Source organism: Brachybacterium sp. SYSU DS0246 (assembly GCF_059391765.1).
In genome coordinates, this window is sequence record NZ_JBZXYT010000002.1 from 66141 (window position 1) to 87303 (window position 21163).

The following is a 21163-nucleotide window of genomic DNA, read 5'->3' on the forward strand; positions in this document are numbered from 1 at the left end:
CGTGCTCAGTGCCCGGCCGCGAGCCGCTCCGTGCGCTGTGAGGGCACGAACCGCCAGGCGATGACGGCGGCGAGACCGACGAGCACGGCCGCGACCGCCGAGGCCGACTGCATCGCCACAGTGAACGCCTCCCGGCCCGCCTGCAGGGCGGCCTCCGAGCCCGGCGTCATGCGGGCGGCGTGCGCCAGCTGGGGCAGCGACTCGCGGGCGGCGGGCAGCAACTGCTCCGGCGAGCCCGCGGGCATGTCGAGTGCTCGCTGGTAGATCGCCGTGTGGGTGGACCCGAGGATGGCGATTCCGAGGGCGACGCCCAGCTCATTGCCCATCTCCGAGATCGAGGAGGCGGCGCCCGCGCGTTCGCGCGGCACCGCGCTGACGATCGAGTCGGTCGCGACGGCGCCGGCGAGCCCCATCCCGAGGCCCACCGCGACCAGCGTCACGACGAACCACCCGTAGCCGGGAAGCATCTCGACGATCACGAGCGCCGCGAGCCCGGCGGCCATCACCGCCAGACCGAGCGCCAGGGTATTGCCGCGACCGAGGCGGGCGACGAACACACTGATGACGGCCACCACGGCAGTGGCGCCGATCGCCATCGGCAGTTCACCGAGCCCCGCCTGCAGCGGGGAGAACTCTCGGACCAGCTGCAGGTACTGGGAGAAGAAGAACAGCAGGCCGGCGCCCGCGAAGATCGAGACGACGTTCGCGGCCATCGCCCCCGAGAAGGCAGGGTTGGCGAAGAGGGAGATATCGACCAGGGGCACGCTCAGTCGGCGCTGGCGCCGGACGAACATCCATCCGGCCAGCAGTCCCAGAGCGATCGCACCCCAGGTCACCGCCCCGAGATCGGACTTGGCGAGGTGCTTGACCCCGTAGACGACCGGCACGATCGCCAGGAACGAGAGTCCTGAGGAGACCAGGTCGATCGGTAGGGGACGGGGGTTCTGCGACTCTGGCAGCAGGGCGAGGCCCAGGCCGACGACGAGCACCATGACCGGGACATTGATGAGGAATACGCTGCCCCACCAGAAGAACTCCAGGAGAGCGCCGCCGACCAGCGGTCCGGCGGCGGAACCGGCGGTGAAGCCGATGGACCACACTGCGATCGCGAGGGTGCGCTGGTGGTCATCGCGGAACAGGTCGCGGATGATCGCCAGGGTGGAGGGCATGATGGTCGCCCCGGCAATGCCGAGCAGCGCCCGGGCGGCGATCAGCAGCCCGGGCGTCGGGGCGAAGGCGGCCAGCACCGAGGCGAGGCCGAAGGCGACTGCACCGATCAGGAGCAATCGCTTGCGGCCCACGCGATCGGCGATGTTGCCCATCGTCACCAGCAGGCCGGCAATCGCGAAGGAGTAGACATCGCCGATCCACAGCACCTGGGTGGCCGAGGGAGAGAGCGCGTCAGTGAGGGCAGGGATCGCGAGCGAGAGCACGGTGGCATCGACCGCGAGCAGTGCGATGGCGAGGGTGAGGACGATGAGTGCTACCCAATCACGGGTTCCGGCGCGCTGGGGACCCGTGGTCCGCATGGTCTCGATCATGGTAGTTACTGTACCGACCGTATAGTACAGAAACTAGGGCGCGTGTACGTGGCCTGCATTACTGTGGAACGCATGAGTCGACCCAGTGCCAAGCAAGAGGTCGTCGAGGCCGCTTTGCAGCTCGCCGGCGAGATCGGAGTCGGCGCGCTCACCTTTGAAGCGGTTGCAGAGCGTGCCGGGAAGACCAAGGGTGGGGTGCTGTACCACTTCCCCTCCCGGGAAGCGCTGGTGCGAGCCGTGGTCGCGCGCATCTTCGCGAGGTGGGAAGCTGATCTGCATCGGGTGCTCGCCATTCCTTTCGATGAGGCCACCCGGGAGCAGCGCCTGGTCGCCTATGTCCGTAGCACCAGTACGCCGGACCCGGAGGTCCGCGACGCAGGTGACCTGTCGATCCTGGCGGAGGTCATGCGCGAGGAGCAGCACTCCCGCAGCTGGGCCCGGCTGCGCGAGCAGTGGGTCGGGGATCTCTCCGCGCTCGCACCCCGTCAGCAGGTCGCGCTCGCCGCGGCCGACGGCATCTGGGCGGACGAGGCGATGGAACAGACTCCCTACGCCGGGCGTCAGCGTGAGCGAGTCATTGCGGAGATCGTGGCAATGGTGCGTGAGGCGTCGGCAGACCGCAGTCGCTGATACGCGCCTCGCGCAGTACGGCGGGCTCGTGTGCAGGTGCGCGCCGTCGGGCCGGCGTGCGACTCACCGCTTCCGTGGCCGGACCTCGGCCGTGCCTCGCGCGCGAAATGTCCTCCTGTGGCGTGATCTGTCCTGTTTCGGCAGGTGGCTTTGTGGGGTTCGCGACGCCGTGGCGCCGCCCAGGGAGCCCGTGTGGCTCTTACGCTGACTCCCCATGAATGGAACCGAACCGGCTGCTGCCCGCGGGCGGATGCACTGGATGGACCTCCTGCGCGGAGTGGCCATCCTGCTGGTGATCACGCTCCACATCAGCCTCATCCAGGAAGCGTGGAACGGTCCCCCGCCCTACGGAGCCGTCCTAGTCTCCGAGGCCGCGGCCCCCTTCCGGATGCCGATCCTCTTGTTCGCCTCCGGGATCCTGCTGTCGCGGGCGCTGGCGAAGCCCACGCCGCGATTCCTGGCCGGCAAGGCGCGCAGCCTGCTGTGGCCGTGGCTGCTGTGGTCCTTCGTGATGCTGCCGCTGGCAGGCTGGCAGATGGCGACGGACCCGTACTGGTGGAGCAACGGGATGTACACGTGGTTCCTGCTCGCCCTGTTCGTGTACTACCTCGTCGGACTCGTGACCCAGCGGATCAACCCCGCCTGGATCGCGGTGGCGAGTGTGGCGCTGTGGACGCTGCTGCCGCCGCTGGGGGTGCATCTGGACCCCTACATCTACCGGCCCGATAAGTTCCTGCTCTACGCGGTCTTCTTCTTCGCCGGTGCCGCACTGCGCGCGCCGCTGACCGCGCGCAACGTGCCGATCCCGGTTCTGGTTCCCGCCTCCGTGGTGGCTCTGGGATGGGCGGCATACGCCTTCTGGCTCGACCGCGCGCCGGAGACGCCGGTGGTGTCCCAGGCCGCGATGCTGGTGGGCGTGGTCGCGGCGATCGGCATCGCGCAGCGCCTGCCGAGGCTCTGGCCCGTGCGGGCTCTAGATTGGATCGGCCGCAACTCGGTCGTGGCATACCTCGTCCACCTGCCGGTCGCCGAGGTCCTGGCCCGCTACCTCGGGCTTCCCGCCGGGCGCACCGGTTTCGCGATCTCCTTCACCGTCACGCTCGGCGTCTGCCTGCTGGCGATCCGGCTGCGGCACTGGACGCCGTTCCTGTACTCGTGGCCCACGCTCAGCGGAGTGCGCGTTCCCGAGCGTGCTCTTGTGGCGGGGGAAGCAGTGGTCGCGCCCAGCGTGGGCGCGAGCGCCGCTGACCGCGCCGCGATGGTGCCGGTGGGGGCCCGTGCTGCGGCGAGTGCCGCTGCGCCCGCAGATGCGTCGGCCGCCGCGCACGACAGGTAGGACGTACGCCCGGTGTGGCACCGCGCGGACGCAGTCGACGGTGCCCGGCAGGACCTGACATGACCGCCGGGAGCCTTCGATGCACTGCCGGCGCTCGGAGCGGTCCGCTTGCTCCGGGGTGGGGAATCGCTGCGACTCACGCGCCATGATCGCGCGTGCATGACTGTTCCACGCGCGTTCATCCGCGGTTCCCGGCGGCATTGCCTCGCCGACAGACGGTCAGCGCACGCTACCGATGAACGCGCGTTCATGATGTGGCGGCCCGCAGGGAAGCCCGTGCGAACGCGGTCCCCGCTTCTGCCTCGAAGGAGATCCTGATGGATCGTCGCCGTTTCCTGTCCCTGTCCCTCGCCGCCGGCGGAGCCGTCGGCGGCGCTGCAGCGCTCACCTCCTGCGGCTCCAGCAGCGGGGGTGCCGCCTCGGGCGGTGAGTCGAGTCCGCTGGTCATCTACTCCAACTCGGTCTCCGACGGTCGTGGGGAGTGGCTGCAGGAGCGGGCCGCCGAGGAAGGCTTCGAGTTCGAGTTCGTCGACCTCGGCGGCGGCGACGTCCATGACCGGCTGGTCGCGGAGGCCCAGAACCCCATGGCCGATGTCGTCTTCGGCCTGAACAACGTCTACTTCGAGAACCTCAGGTCGGCCGACGTGCTCGAGGCCTACACCCCCGCGTGGGCAGATGCCGTGGAGTCCGGCATCGGCGATGACAGCACCTTCTGGCCCATCGTGCGCGAACCGATCATGCTGGTCCACACCACCGACGCCGCCGTGATCCCGCAGGATTGGCCCGACCTGTGGACCGACCCCGCGCTGGACAGCCGCTACGAGACGCCCACGTCGATGGGCGGAGCCACCACGCAGATGGTCCTGGCCGGGATCCTCTCGCGCCACCTGGACCCCACGGGCGATCTCGGCGTCTCCGAGGAGGGCTGGAGCGCCGTGGAGCAATACTTCGCCCACGGTTCCCCCGCGGTCGAGGGCACGGACCTCTACGCCCGGATGTCCGCGGGCGAGGTCGATGCGGGCCAGATGTGGCTGGCAGGCAAGGCCAGCCGCGAGCAGGAGTACGGCATCACCACCGAGGCCGCACAGCCCGAGGTCGGCGTCCCGATGGCCACCCAGCACGTCGCGCTGGTCAAGGACTCCCAGCGCGCGGAGACCGCCCAGAAGTTCATCGACTGGTTCGGCTCGGCCGAGGTGCAGGCCGCCTGGTCGAAGGAGTTCTTCACCGCGCCGACGAACCAGGACGCCCTGGAGAGCGCCGACCAGGACGCTGTGGAGCAGACCGATTCGTTCACGGCCCAGGAGATCGACTGGCCGACGGTCGCGACCAACCTCGGCGACTGGGTCGAGAAGGTCGAGCTGCAGTACCTCGGCTGACCGGCGTCCCTGCCCGCCCTGCGTCTCCGAGGAGCCACCATGATCACCTTCGACAGCATCCGCGTCGCCTACGGCGATTTCGTCGCGATCCCCGGCCTCGACCTCACGATCGAGGAGGGAGAGTTCTTCACCCTCCTCGGTCCCTCCGGCTGCGGCAAGACCACCGCCCTGCGCACCCTGGCCGGATTCGTCGACCCCACCGGGGGCAGCATCCGCATCCGGGGACGCGACGTCACCCGCACCCCCAGCCACCGCCGCGGAGTCGGCATGGTCTTCCAGAACTATGCCCTGTTCCCCTCCATGAACGTCCACGACAACATCGCCTTCGGCCTGCGCACGGCCCGGGTCCCGCGCGGCGAGGTCCGACGGCGAGTGCACGAGATCGCTGAACAGGTCTCCCTCAGCGACGAGCAGCTGAGCCGGGGCGTGGCGGAGCTCTCCGGTGGCCAGCAGCAACGAGTGGCGATAGCCCGCGCACTGGTCATGCAGCCCGAGATCCTGCTGCTGGACGAGCCCCTGTCCAACCTCGACGCCAAGCTCCGCCAGCAGCTGCGCGTCCAGCTCAAGGAGCTCCAGACGCAGTTCGGCATCACCACCCTCTACGTCACGCACGACCAGGAGGAGGCGCTGTCGATGAGCGATCGGCTCGCCGTGCTCGAGGGTGGGCGCATCGCCCAGGCCGGCACCCCGCAGGAGCTCTACGACCACTCTGCCTCCGAGTTCGTGTGCACGTTTCTCGGCGACGCCAACCGTCTCGCCCCGGGGCACGTGGAGCGCCTGAATGCCCAGGGTGCCGGTCTCGATCCCGGCCGACGCCACTACGTGCGCCTCGAGAAGGTTCGCGTGCTGCCCGCCGGGGATGCCGGGCCTCCGGAGGCCGGGATGCCGACGGTCCCAGGAGCCGTGGCCGCCCGCTCCTACCGCGGCAGCTTCTCCTCCTACGACGTCACCACCGCCGACGGCATCCTCCGCGTCATCGCCCAGGAGCACGGCGACGGAGGAGAGCTCCGGGTCGGCGACGAGGTGGAACTAGGTCTGGATCCGGCCTGGATCCGCAGCTACCGGGCAGGTGCCGCGGATACCCCGGAAGCCACAGATACCGCGGGCACCGTCGATGACCCGGGCCTCGGAGCACCTGGCACCGCACCCGTCACCTCTCCGCACGCCTCGGCGGAGGCTGTGGCATGAGCTCCGCCCGCAGCTCGCTGCGTCAGCTCGCCCGCTCACCGCTGTTCGTCGGCGTCGTGCTGGTGGTGGTGTGGTTCATCGTGACGTTCCTGGTGTGGCCGAACCTCACGCTGCTCGCGCAGGTGTTCCGCCCGGAGGGGCAGTGGTCGGCCGAGGTGTTCACCAAGCTGCTCAGCTCCGAGCGGGCGATGACCTCGCTGCGCAACTCCTTCCTGCTGGCCGTGATCCTCTCGCTCAGCGTGAATCTGGTGGGCACCTTCATCGTGCTGGCCACCCGGTTCTTCGACGTGCGCGGATCGAGGATCCTGTTCGCGGGGTTCGCGACGTCCCTGCTGTACGGCGGCGTGGTGATGGCGGCCGGGTACAACCTCATCTACGGCCCCCGCGGATTCATCACCACCACGCTGCTGCGCATCTTCCCCGGGATGGACCCGCAGTGGTTCACGGGCATGCTGGCCGTCGTGCTGGTCTCGACCCTCGCGGGCACCGGCACCCACCTGCTGTTCCTCACCAACGCCCTGGGAAAGGTCGACTTCCAGACCGTCGAGGCGGCACGTCAGCTGGGCGCCTCGACCGGCAAGATCCTGTGGTCCATCGTGCTGCCGGTGCTGCGGCCGATCCTGTTCTCCATCACCGTGCTCACCTTCCTCGGCGGGCTCGGAGCCATGGCGATCCCGCTGGTGCTGGGCGGGCCGGACTTCCAGACCATCGCCCCGATGATCCTCACCTTCTCCCACAGCATGGGCTCACGGGATCTGGCTGCGACCCTCGCCATGGTGCTGGGCCTGGCGACGATGGCGCTGCTGGCGATCCTCAACCGCATCGAGCGCGGCGGAACGTACTTCTCCGTCTCCAAGGTGCCGGTCGCCCTGCCGAAGCAGAAGATCCGCAACCCGCTGGCCAATGCCGCCGTGCACGGGGCCGCATACCTGCTGTTCCTGGTATACATCGTCCCGCCGGTGCTCATCGTCGTCTTCTCCTTCACCGACGCCTCTGCCATCGCCGCCGGGCGGCTGAGCTGGGAGAGTCTCACCCTGGACAACTACGCCGCCGTCCTCACCCAGCCCGCCGCCTACGAGCCCTTCGTGGTCTCGATCCTCTACTCGGCCGTGGCCTCCGCCGTGGTCGTGGCGGCCATGCTGCTGGTCGCGCGGCTCCTCCAGCGCTTCCCGAGCCCCGTCATGCGAGGCATCGAGTACCTGCTTCACCTGCCCTGGATCCTCCCGGCCACGATGATCGCGCTCGCGCTGGTGATGACATTCGGGCAGCCGCAGCCACTGGTCGGAGGCCGGGTCCTCACCGGCACCGTCATCCTGCTCGCGATCGGCTACCTCATCGAGAAGATCCCCTTCACGCTGCGCATGCTCAAGGCGAGCTTCATGGGCATCCCCGACAATGTCGAGGAGGCCGCCTCCCTGCTCGGGGCGAGCCAGCTGCGCACGCTCGCGACCGTGCTGCTGCCTCTGGTGATCCCCGCGGCGACGGCGATCGCCGCGTTGAACTTCAACTCTCTGCTGGACAACTACGACACAGCAGTCTTTCTCGCCCACCCCTTCCACCAGCCGCTGGGCATCTTCATCCAGAGCGCCACCACGGCCGAGACCATCAACGACACCACCGCCCTGACGTTCGTGTACACGGTTCTGCTCATGGTCATCTCCGGCGTGGTCCTCTGGCTGGTCTACGGCCGCAGCGCGGCCACCGCCGGCAGGTCGGTCCGACGCCGACGCTCCCGCGCGTCGGCCCCGGCATCCCTCACCCCGGCGCCCACCTCGACGACGACCCCGGCCGCGACCCCGGCCCCGATCTCGACGACACCCACCCCGACCCCGAGCGAGCGCACTGCGCGCCCGAGAGCAGGAGACCCCTCATGACCACGACCGATACCGCGATCGGGCAGAACCGCTTCGCCGAGGTCAACCATCTCCTGACCGAGCGCGCCGCCACGGCCTCGCCGATGATCGTGGTCCACCGCGGCTCCGCCGGCGGCTCGATCGCCGAGAACACCGGGCCGGCGTTCACCGCCGCGCTGCGCGAGGGCGCCGACATGATCGAGACCGACGTCCTGCGCTCGACGGACGGCGACTACTTCCTGTTCCATAACGGCTACGAGCACATGCATTTCGGTCTCGAGCAGGACATCCGCGAGCTCTCCACCGCGCAGCTGCGTGCTCTGCGCTACCGGTGGTGCGTGGAACCGGGCGCCGGCGACTACGGTCTCGAGCCCCTGGAGACGATCCTGACCGGCTTCGAGGACGAGCTGTTCAACCTCGACCGCTCCTGGTGGTACTGGCCCGAGCTGCTGGGGCACCTCGCCTCCTTCGACGTCGCCCAGCGACTGGTGCTCAAGAGCCCGGTCGAGACCGTCGCTCTGGACGCGCTGGCGGCGAGCCCCACGCCCTTCCCGTACATGCCGATCGTGCGCAGCCGCGCGGAGATCGACGCGGTCCTCGCCCGTCCCGAGCTCAACACCGTCGCCATCGAGCTGCTGGCCCCGACGGTCGATCACGAGCTCGCCGACCCGGGACTGATCGATGAGCTGCACGGCCGCGGACTGCTGGTGCAGCTGAACGCCCTGAACCTCGGCAACCGGGTGCCGATGTTCCGCGGCTGGGACGACGAGACATCACTGGCCGACGGGCCCGACGTCGGCTGGGGCCGGCTCATCGACCACGGCGCCGATCTCGTGCAGACGGACTGGCCGGCGCTGCTGCGCGAGTATCGCGCCGCCCGCGACGCGTGAACGGTGGGCGGCCTGCGGATCGGTAGGGTCAGGGCCATGGAAGATGGCGAGGAGACCGAGGTCCTCCGGGTCACGATGGAGGACGTCGCCCGCGAGGCCGGCGTCTCCCGCGCCACCGTCTCCCGCGTCCTGGCCGGCACCGCCCGCGTCAACGAGAGCACTCAGGAGACCGTGCTCGCCGCGATCACCCGGCTCGGCTACGTACCGAACATGATGGCCCAGGCGGTTGCAGCGCGAGGCTCCTCGCTGGTGGGGCTGCTGCTGCGCAACCCGCGCAAGGCGTCGTACGGGCTGCTCCACTCGGAGGTCCAGAACCGTGCGGGAGAGGCCGGACTCGAGTTGATCACCGTCACGCCCACGTCCTCCGAGGGGGTCGACGAGGAACGGCGGGCGCTGCAGCGGCTGCTGGGCCTGCGAGTGGGAGGGCTGTTCGTCGCCACCGGCGTCATCCGGCCGGAGGACCTCGCCCCCTTCCTCAACGTGGTCCCCGTGCTCTCCGTCGGCCGCCCCGAATCACATCCCCGGATCCGAGGGGTGTCCTATGACGAGGAGGGCAACGGCGAGCTCGTCGCCGACGCCGTGCTCGCGCACGGGCACCGGGACGTCGCGGTGCTGGTCACCGAAGCCTCGGTCTCGGTGCCCGAGAACACTCGGTCGACCTCGATGATGCGGCGGCTGCGCGAGCGCGGGGCGAGCGTGCGCGAGGTGCATGCGACCACGTTCGGCATCGGCCCCGAGGGCAGCGAGGAGGTGGCCGACCTCGTGCAAGCGGGCCGCATCACCGCAGCACTGTTCCCCACGGACGAGCGCGCCCTCGACTTCCTGGGCACCTGCCGTACCCGCGGGATTCAGGTCCCCGAGGATGTCTCGGTGACCGGGGGAGACGGGATCCTGCCCGGCCTCGACCAGATCGGTCTGGCGACGGTGCGGATCCCCATCGAGGCGGTCGCCGAGCGGTCCGTGGACGTTATGTCAGCACTGATGCGCGGCGAGCCGCTCTCGCTGGAGCATGAGAGATTCGCGGGTGAGTTCCTGACGGGCCGGACCCTGGGAGCGCCGCGCGGCGTGCGGTGACCGGGTGGGCCGGTGAGGCTACCGCGCTCGCGCTCCGGTGTCAGTCATCCCCGGGCCCAGCGCCGCTCTTCGCCGGAGTGGATCCGCCCGCGACCTGCGTTAGGACTCTCTCGCGCGCCCGGCTCAGATGGGTCGCCAGTGCGGCTCGCGCACCGTCCACATCGCCGTCGCGGATCGCCGTCATGATGGCGTCGTGCTCGCTGACAACGGTGGTGGGGGAGGTGCGTCGATGCGCCGCGTACTGCCCCATCGTCAAGTGGATCTCCCCGGCGATGATCTCGTACATGCGGCTGAGCCGGTCGCTGGCGACGCCGTTGACCAGAGCCCAATGGAAGTCGATGTCGTACTGGACCTGATCGCGGAAATCCGCTCGTTCGGCGGCCTGGGTCATTGCTGCCTGGGCACGTGCGACGTCGTCGGTGAGATTCCGAGCCTGCGCCAGGTGCGCCGTCGCGGCGGATTCGAACGTCTCCCGGCTGAAGAACAGGTCCTCGATCTCGCTCGCGTCGAGCACGGGCACGGAGGCGGAGCGGTGCGCGGTGCGTCGCAGGAGGCCGAGGGAGGTGAGACGCTCGAGGCATGCTTTCGCCGTGGGACGGGCCACGCCGTACTCGCCGGCCACCCGCTGTTCGGTGACCTTCTCGCCCGGGACGATCTCGCCGTTGATGATGCGCTCACGCAACGAGGCGAACAGGGCCTCGGTCAGTGACGCTGGCCCGAGCTTGAACTGGCTCGATGGTGTCGACACGGCGACTCCTCTTCCGTCCATGCCGCCAACACCGGCGACGTTCCCTGCGGACACTACACATGTCCGGCATGTTTCCCGGGCTTACATCATGCCAGCGGTTGCGAGTCCGGTGCCGGAGTCAGCCAGTCCAGAGTGCGCAGCGTCTCCTCGGTGGGCCGGTACTCGGCGGCGACGGTGCCGGTATAGCCGTGAGCGCGCAGAGCCGAGCCGATCGCCGCGAAATCCACGGAGCCGCCGCCCGGCTCGCCGCGGTCCGGGGAGTCGGCGAGCTGGACATGACCGATGCGGTCGGCGGCGCCCTCGATGAGATCCACGATGTCGACCCCGTTCCGGGTGAGGTGGAACGTGTCCAGCAGCAGCATCACGTTCGGCGCGCCGACCTCGTCGATCAGCTCGAGCGCGTCCTGCGCGGTCTCCAGGGGGTATGCGCCGTTGAGGCCGCGGGCGAGCGGCTCGACCAGGATCACTCCGTCGCTGATGTCGCTGCCGTCGCGCGCGGTGAGGCCCGACATGGTCTCGGCGGCCCGACGGTAGGCGTGCACGGCCGCTTCGCGCGCCGCCTCCTGCGCCGCCTCCTGCGCCCCCTGGTCGGCGTCCGGCGGCACCTGTCCGTGCAACAGGTTGAAGCCGCGGCAGCCCGTGCGCTGGGCGATGGTGCGCAGCACGGTTAGGGAAGCCTCCAGCTCGTCCGCGCGCTCCGGGGCGCAGGCGATGCCGCGCTCGCCGGCGGCCATGTCCCCGGCGAAGACGTTCATGCCGGTCAGTCTCACGCCCGAGTCCTCGATCGTCTCGAGGATCTCCTCGACCGCACCGGGGTCCGGGTCGGCGGTGGGGAAGGGCCACCAGCACTCCACGGCCGTGAAACCGGCCTGCCGTGCCGCGGCGAAGCGCTCAAGGAGGGGCAGCTCGGTGAAGAGCAGGGAGACGTTCGCGCTGACGTCATATCGATGCCAGGTCAATCCTGTCTGTACGTGGGAATCCATGCCGCCATCTTGTCACATGAAGCTATACATGTCAGCATGTCTAACAATTACTTCATCTCAAGGGGGATCAGTGACGATCGACGAAGCCCAGCCCGAGCTGACCAGTGCAGTGCGCAGCCCGCAGTGGTACCTCAGCGCGACACGATGGACGCAGCTGACACTCACGGAGGACGACCCCTCCGCGCTCGACGTCGACTTCTGGGTCGACGTCATGACGCGGACCAGATCCAATGCGCTGTGTCTCAGCGCCGGCGGGTACATGGCCTTCTATCCCACGCAGATCCCATACCACTACCGCAGTACGCACCTGGGGGACCGGGACGTGTTCGGCGAGCTGGTCGAGGCTGCTCGCGGCCTCGACATGCACGTCATGGCACGTGTGGACCCGCACGCCGTCCACGCCGAAGCCGCGCAGGCGCATCCCGAGTGGTTGGACCACGGTCTCGACGGAGCGCCCGTGGAGCACGAGTCGATGCCGGGCCTGTGGTGGACCGACCCCATGAGCCCCTCGCACTGGGAGTTCACCACGCAGATCGCCCAGGAGATCGTGCGCGAGTACGACGTGGACGCCGTCTTCGCCAACCGCTGGGAGGGGCGCCGCCGCGTCAGCTACAACCCGCTCACCCGCGCCGCCTTCCTCTCGGCCACCGGGCAGGAGCTGCCCGTAGAGACGGACCCCTCCGATCCCGCCTGGCCCGCCTTCACCGCGTGGCGGCGCCGACAGCTCAGCGAGCTCGTCGTCCACTGGGACGACGCCGTCCGCGAGATCCGCCCTCACGTGCGGTTCATCCCCAACCGCGGAGGCGCCCTCACCCGCGATCTGGACAGCGATCTCGTCGAGGACCGGTATCCTATGTTCTTCGTCGACAAGCAGGGGCGGTCCGGGCTCGAGGCCTCATGGACTCCGGGTCGCGTGGGCAAGCGTGCGCGCGGACTGTACCCCGACCGGCCCGTCGCCCTGATCACCTCCGTCGGCCCCGAGGACGGGGAGCTGCGCTGGAAGGATTCCGTCGCCGACCCCCACGAGACCCGCGGGCTCGTCGTCGACGGCTTCGCGCACGGGGCCCTCCCGTGGTTCACGAAGTTCAAGGGCGAATGCTTCGACACCCGGTGGGTCCAGCCCATGGCCGACGCCTTCCGGTTGCACGCTCGCGTCGAGCAGGCCACGGGCCACCTGCGCCACACCGCGGAGGTAGCGCTTCTGGACTGCGTGGACCGCGCCTCGGCGACCCCCTTCGGGCAGGGCCACGGCGGGGGAGCGCACGAGGACGGCGTCTACCAGGCCCTGATCGAGGCCCGGATCCCTTTCGAGTACATCGCCGAGGAGGCACTGACCGCCCAGCGCCTGCGCGGCGTGCGGGTGCTCGTGATCCCCACAGGTGCCGATCTCGTCCCGGCGACCGTGGCTGCCATCGAGCAGTACGTCGCCGACGGCGGCGGCCTGGTGGCCGGGTACGACGCCGGGCTCACCGGCGGCTCGGACGAAAGCCCGGGCCGACTGGCCCTCGGGGACCTGCTCGGGGTCCGGCTCACCGGCGGCGTGCGTGGCCCGCTGAAGAACAAGTACATGAGCCTCGAGGCCGGCCACCCGCTCACCGCGGGATATGACGGCGCCCAGCGCATACTCGCCGGCGCCCACGTACTGGACATCGAAGCGCTGCCGGACGCGGACGTCGCCTTCCGCTTCGTCCCGGACTATCCCGACCTGCCGATGGAGGAGGTTTACCCCCGCCCCGGCCCGACTCCGCCCGCCGTGGTGACACGTCAGCATGCGGGTGGAGGGCGCACCGTGCACATCGCCTTCGACATCGGCGAGGTCTATTGGCGCGCACTCCAGTCCGACCACGGCCGTCTGATCGCCGACTCCGTGACCTGGGCACAGGGGCAGCAGCCCTCGCGCGTGAGCGTGAACGGGCAGGGCCTGGTGGACCTCGCGGTCCGCGAGGGCGAGGACGAGATCGCGGTGACCGTGGTGAACCTGACCGACCCCATGGCGATGCGCGGGCAGCGCCACGACGCTCTGCCTCTGCATGACCAGGAGGTCGTGCTGACCATCCCCGACGGCGCTGAACTCGGCACCGCCGATCTCGTCATTGCCGGTGGGCCGGCCCGCACCGAGGAGCGGGACGGCAGGCTGCACATCCCGCTCGAGACTGTCGACGACCTCGAGGTCGTCCACGTGACCTGGACACCGACCCGCACCGATGCGGTGCAACACGGAGGGCAAGCATGAGAATCGGATTCATCGGACTCGGCGTCATGGGCACCCCCATGGCGAAGAACCTCCTCGACGCCGGACATGACCTGCAGGTCCATCGCGTCAAGGAACGCTCGCAGCACCTCGTCGACGCCGGAGCCACCGCCGCGTCGACGCCAGCCGCAGCCGCCGCGGAGGCCGAAGCGGTGATCCTCATGCTGCCGGACACTCCCGACGTCGAGACCGTGCTCCGCGGCGAGGACGGTGTGCTCGTTGGGCTCGCCGACGGTGCGCTGGTGATCGACATGAGCTCGATCTCCCCCGTGCGAACCGAGCGGCTGGCCGCGGCCGTGCGCGAGACCGGCGGCGGCTGGGTCGATGCTCCCGTCTCCGGTGGCGAGGTGGGCGCGCGCGATGGTGCCCTGACCATCTTCGTCGGCGGTGAGGACGCCGACGTCGAGCGGGCGATGCCCCTGCTGGAGATCCTCGGGGCCCGCGTGACCCACATGGGACCACCCGGCGCCGGCCAAGCCACGAAGGTCGTCAATCAGGTCATCGTCGGCATGACCATCGAGGCCGTCGCCGAGGGGCTCGCACTGGCCGAGGCCTCCGGCATCGATCCCGAACGGGTGCGCGCCGCTCTCGACGGCGGTTTCGCGAGCTCGCGGATCCTCGAACTGCACGGGCAGAGGATGGTCGAGCGCGCGTTCGACCCCGGTTTCCGGCTGCGGCTGCACCGCAAGGACCTGCGTCTCGCCGAGGACGTTGCCGCGCACCGGGGCCTCACGCTGCCGGGGATTGAGGTCGTCGCCGCCCAGATGGACGAGGCCATCTCCCGCCAATGGCAGGAGCTGGACCATTCCGCGCTGTTCCGTCTGTTCGGCGAGGACTTTCGATGACAGGCGAGATGGCAGGGGGCGAGCCCGCTGCTGGCCAGGACCCCCGCGACGGGGCGCAGTGGTGGCACCAGCCGTTCCGCACCTTCCAGACAAACCTGCGGGAGATCGACGCCGAGCTGGACGTCGAGGCCGTGCTCACGGCCATCGAGTCCTACGGGGCGGACACCTGGCTGCTGAGCGTCGGCGGCATCATCGCCAACTACCCCAGTCGCCTCGAGGCCCAGACGGTCAACCCGCGGCTGGACCGGCGCCCTTCCGGCGACCTCGTGGGGGACGCGACGCGTGCCGCAGAGGCCCGCGGCATCCGCGTCCTGGCCCGCATGGATTTCTCGAAGGTCGACGCGCGGCGCGCGGAGCGGAATCCGCAGTGGTGTTTCGTCGCCCCGGACGGGCGGCCCCAGGTGTACAACGGCTATCGCAGCGTCTGCCCCAGCGGCGAGTACTACCAGCGCGAGATGTTCGACGTCGTCGCGGAGGTGCTGGAGAGGTACCCCATCTGCGGGCTCTTCTTCAACTGGATGTCCTTCAACGAGGTCGACTACAGCCGCCGCTACTGGGGTGTGTGCCAGTGCGAGGCGTGCCGTCGCGGCTTCGCGCGGTTCGCCCCCGGCGTGCCACTTCCGGCCGGGCCCGAGGATGAGGGTTATGGGACGTGGAAGGTATACACCGCGGCCGTGCTCGCCGAGCTGAATCAGCGGATGCGGGCACACGTGCGCCGGCTCGCCCCCGGCGCCGCGCTCATCCAGGGCGATCGTGCCGACATCACGTTCCACGAGGCCAACAACGCCGTCGGCCGCGAGCTGTGGCACCAGGCCACCGCCGACGCCGTGGACGTCGCGCGCTCCGAGGACCCGTCCCGAACGGTCTTCGTCAACGCTGTGGCCTTCATGGACATGCCGTACCGCTGGGCGGGGGAGGACCCGCGGCACATGGAGCAGTACGCCGTGCAGTCCATCGCCCATGGCGCCCAGCCGTCCACCTACATCATGGGTACGCCGGCCGACAGTCCGTTCCAGGCTCTGAAGGCCGGCGAGGCGATCACCCGCTTCCACCGCGACCATCAGAGCGAATACACCGATCTCGTCGCCACGGCGCGCACCGCACTGGTACGGCCGCGCGGCGGGCACGTCCGCAGCCGCCGTGAATTCGAGGGGTGGCACAGCGCTCTCAGCGAGAACCACATCCCCTTCGTGGTGCTCGCGGAGCCTGCACTCGCGACGATCTCCCGAGACCGGGTGGACCTGATCGTCCTGCCCGACCTCGGCGACCTGCCCGAGGAGGCGACTGTCGCCCTGACCGGCTTCGTCGCCGCCGGCGGAGCCGTGATCGCCACCGGCAGCTCCGGCTGGTCCCCGAACGGGCACCAGTTCGATGCCGGTGGCGAGCACCTCGCGCAGAAGGCGGTGTTCGACACCGAGGAATCGCTGCGCTCTCTGCACCTGGACATCGGTCGGTCCGTCGCCGGCGGTATGCGGCCGACGGAAAGTACCACGCGTTCCCACGGGCCGCAGTCCGGGGATGCGGCACCCCTCCACGTGCCCGTGATCGGGGAGTTCCGGGCCATCGGTGTGACTGGCGTGATCGATGGGACTGCTTCGTCGGGCGACGATGGGGCAGACGGCACGGCCGGGGATGCCGCCGCGCTCGAGGTCGACTGGCCCGTTCTGGGCCGTTCCTTGTACGGCCCGCCGGAGAAGTGTTATGGGAACGAACCCACCGGTCATGCCGGCCGGATCCGCCGGCGGTGCCCCACGGGCGGATCGGTGACGGTGCTGCCCTGGCTGCCCGGACAGGTGCTGCGCGAGCTCGGCCTGTCGGCCGTGGCCGCGGCGCTCGCAGAGACGGTGGCGACCGCGGGGCCTGCGAACCTCCGGTGGTCGGCGACCGTGCCCTCGTTCGTGCGAATCGTGCCGGGTCGCGGCGCAAAGGGCCCGCTGATCCACCTGATCAACCGCAGCGGGGAACGACCCCAGCGGTTCGTCGACCCCGTGACCACCGGGGTGGCGGAGCTGGACATCCCGTGCGAGGCCGAGCCGCGGGCAGTCCGCGCGCTCGTGGCCGGTGAGGACCTCGAGTGGGACTGGTCGGCCGGGACGCTGAGCGTGCGCACGCCCCCGGTCGACGTCTTCGAGGCTCTCTCCGTCCGGTGCTGAGGCACGGCCATACCGTGCGGCCCAAGGAAGCTGAGCCAGATAGGCATGTACTCTTGACAGACAATCTGTCATTCGCGAGGATTGTCCACATGGGGGCTACGAAGCCCTCGGTCCTTCCAACGACGGGAGCACAGCAATGCGTCACCTCAGCCGACGGAGTCTTTTCACCGGAGCCGGCGCGATAGCCGGCACGAGCGCGCTGGCCGCCTGCGGCGGTGTGGCAGGAGGTGGAGGCGGTAGCGCTGACGGCGGCGTCCGCTACGCCTTCTGGGGCAACAACGTCAGGCAGCAGAACTATCAGGAAGCCTTCGACCTGATGGAGCAGCAGAACCAGGACCTCACCCTCACGGTGGAGTTCGCCGAATACTCCGCGTTCCAGGAGCGCATGACGACCCAGATGGCGGCGGGAAATGTCGCCGACATCTTCTGGATCCCCTCCGCGCAGGTCATGACCTACTACGCCAATGGCCTCTACCGGCCGTTGGACAGCGTCGGGAGCCTGGACCTGAGTGACTATTCCGAGCAGGACATCGAGGACTTCTCCCTGGACGGCGAGCACAACACGATGCCGTTCGGCATCTTCGTGCCCGTGATCCGCTACAACGCCACCTTCGCCGAAGAGGACGGCGTGGACTGGCCCGAGTCGTGGGACTGGGACGGCTTCGCCGAGTTCGCCAAGGACTACTCCTCGAACACGGAGGATCGCTGGGCCGTGGCCTACGCCGCCGACGCCGACCTGCCCTTCGAGGGATGGCTGCGCCAGCACGGCGAACAGCTGTGGACCGAGGACGGCCGCATCGGCTACACCCAGGAGGGTCTCGAGAGCTGGTTCGCCTGGTGGGAGGACCTCCGCGAGGCCGGCGCCACCCCCAGCATCGGGGAGCAGGACGGCGTGGCGGCCGGCTGGGAGGACGTGGGCGACCGTTGCCTGGCCTGGTTCAGCAACTCCAACCACATCGTCGACGACGCGACGATGTTCCCCGATTTCGAGTTCGGTCTCTCGCACCTGCCCGTGGACCCATCGGCGCCCGAGGGGCACCAGTTCCTCTACTATCCCCGCCAGGCGATCTACGCCGACGCCAGTGACGAGAAGGCCGAGCTGGCCGGTGAAGTCTTCAACTTCACCCACGGGACCGTGGACATGCTGAAGATCGTGGGCCTGACGATGGGTGCTCCGGTGAACCCGAGGGTGACCGAGGAGTACAGGGAGTTCGCCAGCGACAACGAGAAGAAGATGCTCGACGTGGTCACCGAGGATCGCGACGTGGATCGCCAGCCCCGGTACGAGGCACCCGCCGGATCGAGCACCTGGCGCACCGTCATGACCCGGGTGCTGGAGGAGATCACCAGCGGCAGCTCGACGATCCCCGAGGGGGCCGCAGACATGATCGCTGAGATCAACCAGGGCATCGATCGCGCCGCCAGCGGTGAGGAGGACGGATGAGCGCGCCCGCGGCGGCGCCGGCGGCGGAGGAGGCCTCGGCCGGCTCACCGCGGCCGCGGCGGAAGACGCGGCACAATCAGGAGCTCGCGGCGCACGCGTTCATGTCGCCGTGGCTGACCGGACTGCTGCTGGTGACGGCCGCGCCCATGTTGGCCTCGCTGTACCTCTCCTTCACCGACTACAACATCATGACCGCGCCCGAGTTCATCGGGCTCGACAACTTCCAGCGCATGCTCGGCGACGACAGGTTCTGGGCGTCGGCGCGCGTGACCAGTATGTACGTGCTGGTCTCGGTGCCGCTGCAGCTGGTCTTCGCGCTCGCGCTGGCTCTCGTGCTGGATAGGGGACTGCGCGGGCTGTCCATCTACCGCAGCGCGTACTACCTGCCCTCTCTGCTGGGCACGAGTGTGGCCGTGGCGGTGCTGTGGAAGCAGATCTTCGGACAGGAGGGCCTGGTCAATCAGGCTCTCGCCCTGATCGGCATCGACGGCGCGAACTGGCTGCAGAATCCGGACAGCGCCCTGTGGACGCTGATCGTCCTCAACGTCTGGACCTTCGGTTCGCCGATGGTGATCTTCCTGGCCGGGCTGCGGCAGATCCCGGAGGAGCTGTACGAGGCGGCGAGAGTGGATGGGGCCTCGAAGCTGCACATGTTCCGTCACGTCACCATCCCCCTGCTGACTCCGATCGTCTTCTTCAACCTGATCCTGCAGACCATCGGCTCGTTCCAGGCGTTCACGCAGGCCCACGTGATCAGCAGCGGCACGGGCGGCCCCGTCGACTCGACGTTGTTCTACACCCTGTACATCTACCAGCAGGCTTTCGTGAACTTCGACATGGGGTACGCCTCAGCTCTGGCCTGGGTGCTGCTGCTCGCAATCGCGCTGATCACCGCCCTGCACTTCACCCTGTCCAAGTACTGGGTGTTCTACGGAGACTGATATGGCCACTTCCACCCTTGACCCCGCCCCGGCCGCCGGGGAGACCGCGCCACGGCTCGCCGCGGCGCCCTCGATGCGCCGATCCCGGACCCGTGGAGCGATCATCCGGCACTGCGGACTGGTCCTCTTCGGGCTCTTCATGCTCTACCCACTGATCTGGATGGCGGTCAGCGCATTCAAGCCCTCGCACCTGGTGCTCACCGACCCCAGCATCATCCCCACCGAGCTCACACTCGAGAACTTCATCAACGGCTGGATGGTGGGAGGGTTTCCGTTCTGGGTGTTCTTCGGCAACTCCGCGGTGGTCGCCGTCAGCGCCATCCTGGGGAATCTGCTGTCCTGCTCGCTGACCGCCTACGCCCTCGCCCGGCTCGAGTTCCGCGCACGAAACGTCTACTTCGCGATCGTACTGGTCACGGTGATGCTGCCGATGCACGCAGTCATCATCCCGCAGTACATCGTCTTCTCGAGCCTCGGGCTGGTGAACACGTTCGTGCCGCTGATCCTGCCCAAGTTCCTCGCCACGGACGCGTTCTTCATCTTCCTCATGGTCCAGTTCATCCGCGGGATCCCGCGCCAGCTGGACGAGGCGGCCGCGATCGACGGCGCTGGACCGTTCCGGGTGTTCCGCAGCATCATCCTGCCGCTCATGAAGCCCGCCCTCATCACCACCACGATCTTCACGTTCATCTGGACCTGGAACGACTTCTTCGGACAGCTGATCTACCTGACGGACTCCTCGGTGTTCACCGTCCCGATCGCGCTCAACGCGCTCGTGGATTCCCAGTCACAGCAGGGGACCGGCACTCTCATGGCGATGTCCCTGCTGTCGCTGATCCCGCTGCTACTGTTCTTCGCGTTCGCCCAGAAACACCTGATCCGCGGTATCGCGACCACGGGGCTGAAGTGAGCGGGCTGAGCAGCGGCAGCGGCATGAGCGCGTGGGCCGCTAGCCCGGCGCGGATCGGGGTGACCGGCAGCGCTCGTGCGGACCTCGAGGCGATCCGGGAGGCCGCCGGCGAGAGCGTGGCGGACCTGGACGCGGGCGAGCCCGCGGACGACGTCCGCGCGCTGCTGGGGGCGTCTCCCAGCAGCGACCTGCGAGCCTTCCCGTCCCTCGAATGGGTCCACAGCACTGCCGCGGGAGTCGACGCGTGGCTGCGGCCCGGCTCCGTGCCCGCCATGGTCACGCTGACCTCCGCAGCCGGCAACGGAGCGATCCCCCTTGCCGAGCACGCCCTCATGCTGATGCTCATGATCAGCCGCGATGCCCCCGCCTGGGCCGCGGCGCAGCAGCGTCACGTCTGGCAGCGGCGTGTGCACGGAGAACTCGCCGGGACGCGCCTCGGGATCATCGGGTACGGCCACAGCGGCAAGGATCTCGCAGCCAAGGCCCGGGCCTGCCACATGCAGGTGACGGCCCTGCGCCGCCGGGGCGAAGCGGAGTGCGACGGACTGGTGAGTCTGCGGTACGGCGCCGACGGGCTGCGCAATCTGCTGAGCACCAGCGACATGCTGGTGGTGACGGCCCCGCTGACCCCTGAGACGACGGGAATGATCGGCGCCGCGGAGATCGCGCTGATGCCGCCGGGATCCGCGATCATCGTCACCTCCCGCGGCGGGATCGTCGACGAGGACGCCCTTGTCGATGCTTTGCGCTCGGGTCACCTCGGCGGGGCCGGCATAGACGCCCACGCGGTCGAACCCCTGCCGGTGAGCAGCCCGCTGTGGAACGCCCCGGGCGCCATCATCACCCCGCACAATGCGGCGACCACACCGGCGACGGTCGAACGCGGCCGGCAGATCATGCTCGAGAACGTCCGGCGGTGGGTGCGGGGCGAGGAGCTGCGCAACATCGTGGATCGGGATGCGGGGTACTGACGTGTAGGGCGCTGAGGGGCGGTGCCCGG

17 protein-coding genes are annotated in these 21163 nt (G+C 69.2%); 14 read left to right on the forward strand and 3 right to left on the reverse strand.

Annotated features, from left to right (window positions below):
- Positions 1-5: 5 nt before the first annotated feature.
- Positions 6-1541 carry an MFS transporter gene (locus AC5020_RS01355; RefSeq protein WP_464986918.1) on the reverse strand — a complete coding sequence of 512 codons (1536 nt, stop codon included), beginning with the start codon at positions 1539-1541 and terminating at the stop codon, positions 6-8.
- Between the two features lie 72 nt (positions 1542-1613).
- Between AC5020_RS01355 and AC5020_RS01360 the strand changes: the two genes are divergently transcribed.
- The 7 genes from AC5020_RS01360 (at position 1614) to AC5020_RS01390 (ending at position 9888) form a co-directional block, all read left to right on the forward strand.
- Positions 1614-2171 carry a TetR/AcrR family transcriptional regulator gene (locus AC5020_RS01360; protein ID WP_464986919.1) on the forward strand — a complete coding sequence of 186 codons (558 nt, stop codon included), beginning with the start codon at positions 1614-1616 and terminating at the stop codon, positions 2169-2171.
- A gap of 214 nt (positions 2172-2385) precedes the next feature.
- Positions 2386-3507, forward strand: coding sequence for an acyltransferase family protein (locus AC5020_RS01365; RefSeq protein ID WP_464986920.1), 1122 nt, complete (start codon positions 2386-2388; stop codon positions 3505-3507).
- A 317-nt stretch (positions 3508-3824) separates the two neighbouring features.
- A complete protein-coding gene (locus AC5020_RS01370) occupies positions 3825-4883 on the forward strand; it encodes an extracellular solute-binding protein (protein ID WP_464986921.1) in 1059 nt (352 codons plus the stop codon).
- Positions 4884-4922: 39 nt separating this feature from the next.
- On the forward strand, positions 4923-6071 hold the full coding sequence (locus AC5020_RS01375) for an ABC transporter ATP-binding protein (protein WP_464986922.1): 1149 nt from the start codon (positions 4923-4925) through the stop codon (positions 6069-6071).
- The gene (locus tag AC5020_RS01380) at positions 6068-7945 is read left to right on the forward strand and encodes an ABC transporter permease (protein ID WP_464986923.1); all 1878 of its coding nucleotides are present in this window, start codon (positions 6068-6070) and stop codon (positions 7943-7945) included. Before AC5020_RS01375 ends, AC5020_RS01380 begins: the two co-directional genes overlap by 4 nt.
- The gene (locus tag AC5020_RS01385) at positions 7942-8814 is read left to right on the forward strand and encodes a glycerophosphodiester phosphodiesterase family protein (RefSeq protein ID WP_464986924.1); all 873 of its coding nucleotides are present in this window, start codon (positions 7942-7944) and stop codon (positions 8812-8814) included. Before AC5020_RS01380 ends, AC5020_RS01385 begins: the two co-directional genes overlap by 4 nt.
- Positions 8815-8850: 36 nt before the next feature.
- Complete coding sequence (locus AC5020_RS01390) at positions 8851-9888, forward strand: LacI family DNA-binding transcriptional regulator (RefSeq protein ID WP_464986925.1); 1038 nt, start codon at positions 8851-8853, stop codon at positions 9886-9888.
- A 40-nt stretch (positions 9889-9928) separates the two neighbouring features.
- Here the strand turns inward: AC5020_RS01390 and AC5020_RS01395 are convergent, their stop codons facing one another.
- The gene (locus AC5020_RS01395) at positions 9929-10636 is read right to left on the reverse strand and encodes a GntR family transcriptional regulator (protein ID WP_464986926.1); all 708 of its coding nucleotides are present in this window, start codon (positions 10634-10636) and stop codon (positions 9929-9931) included.
- An 86-nt stretch (positions 10637-10722) separates the two neighbouring features.
- Positions 10723-11619, reverse strand: a complete 897-nt coding sequence (locus tag AC5020_RS01400; protein ID WP_464986927.1) for a hydroxypyruvate isomerase family protein — start codon at positions 11617-11619, stop codon at positions 10723-10725.
- A gap of 70 nt (positions 11620-11689) precedes the next feature.
- On the opposite strand from AC5020_RS01400, the gene AC5020_RS01405 reads away from it, so the two are divergent.
- From AC5020_RS01405 to AC5020_RS01435, 7 genes are all read left to right on the forward strand, one after another.
- A complete protein-coding gene (locus tag AC5020_RS01405; protein ID WP_464986928.1) occupies positions 11690-13852 on the forward strand; it encodes a family 10 glycosylhydrolase in 2163 nt (720 codons plus the stop codon).
- Positions 13849-14715, forward strand: coding sequence for an NAD(P)-dependent oxidoreductase (locus AC5020_RS01410; RefSeq protein WP_464986929.1), 867 nt, complete (start codon positions 13849-13851; stop codon positions 14713-14715). Before AC5020_RS01405 ends, AC5020_RS01410 begins: the two co-directional genes overlap by 4 nt.
- A complete protein-coding gene (locus tag AC5020_RS01415) occupies positions 14712-16868 on the forward strand; it encodes an alpha-amylase family protein (RefSeq protein WP_377018972.1) in 2157 nt (718 codons plus the stop codon). The genes AC5020_RS01410 and AC5020_RS01415 overlap by 4 nt, the downstream gene beginning before the upstream one ends.
- A 136-nt stretch (positions 16869-17004) precedes the next feature.
- Positions 17005-18312, forward strand: coding sequence for an ABC transporter substrate-binding protein (locus AC5020_RS01420; protein WP_464986930.1), 1308 nt, complete (start codon positions 17005-17007; stop codon positions 18310-18312).
- A complete protein-coding gene (locus AC5020_RS01425) occupies positions 18309-19253 on the forward strand; it encodes a carbohydrate ABC transporter permease (RefSeq protein ID WP_377018974.1) in 945 nt (314 codons plus the stop codon). The genes AC5020_RS01420 and AC5020_RS01425 overlap by 4 nt, the downstream gene beginning before the upstream one ends.
- Position 19254: 1 nt before the next feature.
- Entirely contained in the window at positions 19255-20163 is a 909-nt protein-coding gene (locus AC5020_RS01430; RefSeq protein WP_377792780.1) for a carbohydrate ABC transporter permease, read from the forward strand.
- Between the two features lie 23 nt (positions 20164-20186).
- On the forward strand, positions 20187-21134 hold the full coding sequence (locus tag AC5020_RS01435; RefSeq protein ID WP_377018977.1) for a D-2-hydroxyacid dehydrogenase: 948 nt from the start codon (positions 20187-20189) through the stop codon (positions 21132-21134).
- The last annotated feature ends 29 nt before the right edge of the window (positions 21135-21163 follow it).